Genomic DNA, 4874 nt, shown 5'->3' on the forward strand with positions numbered 1-4874 from the left:
TTTAATACGTTTTCCTCTTTGTTTTGGGCTCATAATATTTTTATCCTTCTACAAAGTTATCCACATTCCTGCAAAAGCATAATTTCCTATATAATAAAAAGAAGGCATCAGAACTGATACCTTCTTTAAATTAACTATTGAATTTAAATTTTCGGCTTGAAATTATTAATATCTGCTGCTACTCCTCTAATTTTGGTTTTACTATTCTCAACATTAAAGCAGTTACTATAGTACCTGCGATAATTGCCAGAGCATAAAATCCAAGATTGCTTACAACATTAGGAATTGGAAGGACAAATATACCTCCATGTGGAGCTCTTAAACCAACCCCAAATAACATTGATAGTGCACCTGTAATAGCTGAACCGGTCATTATTGAAGGAATAACTCTGATTGGATCAGCAGCAGCAAAAGGAATAGCACCTTCTGTAATAAATGAAATCCCCATAAACCAGGCAGGTTTACCTGCTTCAATTTCCTGACGGGTAAATCTATTTTTAAACAGTACAGTTGCCAGAGCAAGTCCAAGCGGTGGAGTCATTCCAGCTGCCATAACTGCAGCCATCGGACCATAAATTTCAGAACCTAAAAGTCCTACACTAAATGTATAGGCAGCTTTATTAACTGGTCCTCCCATATCAAAAGCCATCATTGCTCCTAAAATCAGCCCCAGTAATACAGCATTAGCATCGGTCATTCCCTGCAGCCATGATTCTAAACCATTCATGATACCTTCTACTGGTGGTCCGATTAAATAAATCATTAATAAACCAACAATCAAACTAGCTAAAAATGGTAAAATTAAAATAGGCATTAATCCCTGTAAATTTTCTGGAAGTTTGATAGTCTTTTTTAACCATTGTGTAATATAACCGGCCAGAAAACCTGCTATAATACCGCCTAAAAATCCAGCACCAATGCTGCTTGCCAGCATACCACCTATCATACCAGGAGCTATACCAGGACGATCAGCAATTGAGAAAGCAATATAACCAGCCAGAATAGGAACCATCAGAGCAAAGGCAGAACTTCCACCAATCTGCATTAATGCAGCCGCAAGTGTACCTTCCTGTTCAGCAGCATTAATACCAAAAACAAAGGACAGTGCAATTGAAAGACCTCCTGCAACAACAAAGGGAAGCATAAAAGAAACCCCAGTCATTAAATGCTTATAGGCACCGGTTCTTTTTTCTTTCCGCTTGGATTTTTCATCACTTACCTGTGAATAAAGATTAGAATCCACTTCACTTTCTTTACCAGATTCAGCACCTTCAAGAGCCTGATTAATTAAGGCTTCAGCATCATTGATAGCATCAGCTACAGCCACTTCAACAATATACTTTCCACCAAAACGGTCTTTACTAACATTGGTATCAGCTGCGATAATTACGGCATCAGCTTCTTTAATATCCTGATCTGTTAATTCATTTTCTACACCTACAGAGCCCTGGGTTTCTACTTTCATCTGCACATCCATTTTTTTGCCAGCTTCTTCTAATGATTCAGAAGCCATATAGGTATGTGCTATTCCAGTTGGACAGGAAGTTACAGCAACAATTTTTTTCATAAACTACTCCTCCTAATTTTTAAAATAGATTTAAATATTTTCCAACACACTCATTACTTCTTCCTCATCTTTGGCCTCTAAGAGGCTGTTCCTAAAATCATCATGAATTAAATTTCTGGACAGTTTAGCTAACAATTTTAAATGTTCATCATGTGATTCTTCGGGAACAGTGATTAAGAAAAATAAATAGCTTGGTTTTTCATCCATAGAACCATAATCGATACCTTTTTTAGAACGACCAAAGGCAACAGCAGGTTTTTTAACTGCATCACTTTTTACATGTGGAATAGCAACACCTTTTCCAACTCCAGTTGTACCTTTAGCCTCTCTTTCCATTGCTTTTTTTATCACTTCATCTTTATCAGTAATTATTTCATTTTCAGCCATAATTTCTATCATTTCTTTAATAACAGATTCTTTATCCTCACTTTTTAAATTCATTTTAATTAAATTCTGATTAATAAATTCATTTACTTCCATTCTTTTAATACCCCTTTTCTTTAATTAATAAATTTTTTCAACCTTAGTACTATTTTTTATTCTTTTGATTAGTTTATCATTAATCTTAGCTATCGAGCCAATTTTCACATAAGCTGTCGCCAGTGTTGCAGCAAAAATTCCAGTTTCTTTTAAACTTTGATTATCATCTATTTCAGCAGCCAGTCCAGCAACCATAGTATCACCAGCACCAACTGTAGTCTGAGAAACTTTTACCTGCGGGGTATAAATTCTATATCCTTCAGCTTCCGAAGCAATAAAAGCTCCCTTTGCTCCCAGCGAAATCATAACAATATTTACTCCCTGATCAAGTAAATATTTTGCTCCTTTTTTTAGATCAGCATTATTATTAATCTTTCTTCCCAATAGATTTTCAATTTCTTCTAAATTTGGTTTTACCAAATAAGGAGCCTTTTTTAAAGCCAGTTTAAATTCTTCACCAGAACTATCCAAGATTACTTTTGCTTCTTCTTCTTTAGCCTTTTCAATTAATAAGGCATAAATATCTTTGTCTACTCCTGTCGGTAAACTTCCTGAAAGTACAAAAGTTTTATTTTTTTTAATTGCTTTTTCAAATGATTTAATAAAATCATTAATATTTTCCTGACTAACTCTACCCGCTTCATTAATTTCGGTCTCCCGATTGGTTTCTTTTTCTTTAATTTTTAAATTTTGTCTTGTTTCAAAATCAGACCAGATAAAATCCGATTTGACCCCTCTGTTTTCAAGCATTGAAGTTATTCTTCTGCCATTATTACCACCAACTATCCCAATTGCTTTATTCTCAATTTCTAATTCTGTTAAAACTTCTGATACATTTATTCCCTTTCCTCCAGCTAAAACTGTTGTATCTTTTACTCTATTTAATTTTCCTACTTTTAAATTATCCAGAATTATTATTTTATCCAGAGCCGGATTTAAAGTAACTGTTAAAATCATCTGCTCACCTCCATTATTAAATTTATGCTAAAATTATTTCAATTTCTTCCTGTTCAAGAACTTTTGCCTTATTTTCTTCTATTGAATCTGTAATAATAAAATCAATCTGATTTAATTCAGCAAATCGATAAAAATATATTTCCTCCCATTTACTCTGATCAAATAAAATAAAATTCTCACCTGCTATATTTAAAGCAATTTCTTTAATTTTTGCCTCATTTAAATCAGGGGTTGTAGCTGCAGATTCCAAATTAAAGCCATTAGAACCGATAAAACTTTTATCAACATGTAATTTTTTTAAAATATCTTCTGCCAGCGGACCGATCATTGCCTCTGTTGACCATTTGAAATTTCCTCCAATTACAATTAATTCGCAATTAAGATTATCTTCATTTATTTTATTAATGATATGCAGAGCATGCGTTACTATTGTAATATCTTTTTTCCCTTTTAAAAAGTCAATAATATATCTGGTAGTTGTTCCAGCATCAATAAATACTGTATCTCCATCTCTTATTATTTCTGCTGCCTTTTTTCCAATTTCTCTTTTCTCTTTTGCCAGTTTATCTTCTTTTTCTTTAAAACTTGGTTCCAATTTACTGCTACCACTTAAAATAGCTCCTCCATGAGTACGACGAAGAAATCCCTCTTTTTCTAATTCACTTAAATCTCTTCTTATTGTTGCACGTGAAACATCAAATTTACTGCTTAGTTCATTAACACTTGCTCGTTTTTGATTCTCTAATAATTTTACTATTTTCTTTCTTCTCTCTTCCGCAAACATTAATAAAACCTCTTTTCGTGATTGTTGTTTGTTTATGATTGTTTACTTTCGTTTGTGTTCATTTATGATTATATATTATTCGTTTTTGTTTGTCAACACAATTTTCAAAAAATTGTAGAAAAAATTAAAACTGCAGTTATGATAATAAAACTGCAGTTTGAGATATTTTTATAAAGTCACTTATAGAATAAACTAACCATATTAAATTATTTTAACTATAATTTAAAACTATAACCTGCTTATTTTCTGTCTCACCAAGATTAATTTCAGATTCATTAACATAATTAACTTCTTCTTCATCGAATTTATCGGTAAATTTTTCTACACCCGTAATAGGAAAATCTAATATATCTGTTTTAAAATGCATTGGAATAATTAATTTTGGTTCTATTTTTTTGGTAAGTTTATAAGCAGTCTCAGCATCAATTGTATAATTTCCTCCTACAGGAATCAGTAACAGATCAACATTTTTAATTTTATTTATAGTCTTTTCAGCTAACAAATGACCTAAATCTCCGAGATGACAGATTCTATAATCGCCTATTTCCATTAAATAAATTAAATTTTCTCCTCTGTTTTTACCTTTGCTGCTGTCATGATAAGATTTTAATGCTTCAATGTTCAGATCATCATTTTTTAAACCTTTCTCACTATCTACCACTTTAAAATCACCATTAACTCTTTCTACTGCATTGTGGTCAAAATGCCCGTGACTGACAGTTACATAATCTGGATAATCATCAAATTTTTTATAAGGTAGACTATCATCATAGGGATCAGTCAAGATTTTAATTCCATTTATTTCAATTGAAAAACAGGAATGACCCCACCATTTAATTTTCATCATATCACTCCCCCTTTTAATTAAAGTACTGTAAAATCTTTTAAGCTTATGAGTAATTTATTTTCTTTATTTAATTATATAATATTTTGGGGTTAAATTTCAAAATTTAAAACTTTTTAAGTCTTATAATTTTAACTTTAGCTCAAAGAACAAAATGGCCTGACGGCCACCCTACTATAGAAGTTAATTAATATTTCTTTAGTAGGGTTTTATCTTTCAAATGTATATTTAAACTTCATTTC

The 4874-nt window shown here is 31.8% G+C and carries 5 protein-coding genes; all 5 read right to left on the reverse strand.

What is annotated here, in order from left to right; all coding sequences use genetic code 11:
- Positions 1-178: 178 nt before the first annotated feature.
- The 5 genes from DFR80_RS14920 to DFR80_RS14940 all read right to left on the reverse strand — a co-directional run bounded on the left by DFR80_RS14920 (position 179) and on the right by DFR80_RS14940 (position 4635).
- Positions 179-1567, reverse strand: a complete 1389-nt coding sequence (locus DFR80_RS14920; RefSeq protein ID WP_076545642.1) for a PTS fructose transporter subunit IIC — start codon at positions 1565-1567, stop codon at positions 179-181.
- 30 nt (positions 1568-1597) lie between these two features.
- A complete protein-coding gene (locus DFR80_RS14925) occupies positions 1598-2047 on the reverse strand; it encodes a PTS sugar transporter subunit IIA (protein ID WP_076545643.1) in 450 nt (149 codons plus the stop codon).
- Between the two features lie 24 nt (positions 2048-2071).
- Complete coding sequence (gene pfkB / locus DFR80_RS14930; protein WP_076545644.1) at positions 2072-3004, reverse strand: 1-phosphofructokinase; 933 nt, start codon at positions 3002-3004, stop codon at positions 2072-2074.
- A 22-nt stretch (positions 3005-3026) separates the two neighbouring features.
- The gene (locus DFR80_RS14935) at positions 3027-3788 is read right to left on the reverse strand and encodes a DeoR/GlpR family DNA-binding transcription regulator (protein WP_076545645.1); all 762 of its coding nucleotides are present in this window, start codon (positions 3786-3788) and stop codon (positions 3027-3029) included.
- A 211-nt stretch (positions 3789-3999) separates the two neighbouring features.
- Complete coding sequence (locus DFR80_RS14940; protein WP_233493939.1) at positions 4000-4635, reverse strand: MBL fold metallo-hydrolase; 636 nt, start codon at positions 4633-4635, stop codon at positions 4000-4002.
- Positions 4636-4874: the final 239 nt, after the last annotated feature.

Origin of the sequence: Halanaerobium sp. ST460_2HS_T2, from assembly GCF_003337665.1 — a bacterium.
GTDB classification, from domain to species: domain Bacteria; phylum Bacillota; class Halanaerobiia; order Halanaerobiales; family Halanaerobiaceae; genus Halanaerobium; species Halanaerobium kushneri.

Coding starts and splice junctions, on each gene's coding strand:
- DFR80_RS14920 (WP_076545642.1), bottom strand. CDS start 1,567: ATGAAAAAAATTGTTGCTGTAACTTCCTGTCCAACTGGAATAGCACAT.
- DFR80_RS14925 (WP_076545643.1), bottom strand. CDS start 2,047: ATGGAAGTAAATGAATTTATTAATCAGAATTTAATTAAAATGAATTTA.
- pfkB (WP_076545644.1), bottom strand. CDS start 3,004: ATGATTTTAACAGTTACTTTAAATCCGGCTCTGGATAAAATAATAATT.
- DFR80_RS14935 (WP_076545645.1), bottom strand. CDS start 3,788: ATGTTTGCGGAAGAGAGAAGAAAGAAAATAGTAAAATTATTAGAGAAT.
- DFR80_RS14940 (WP_233493939.1), bottom strand. CDS start 4,635: ATGATGAAAATTAAATGGTGGGGTCATTCCTGTTTTTCAATTGAAATA.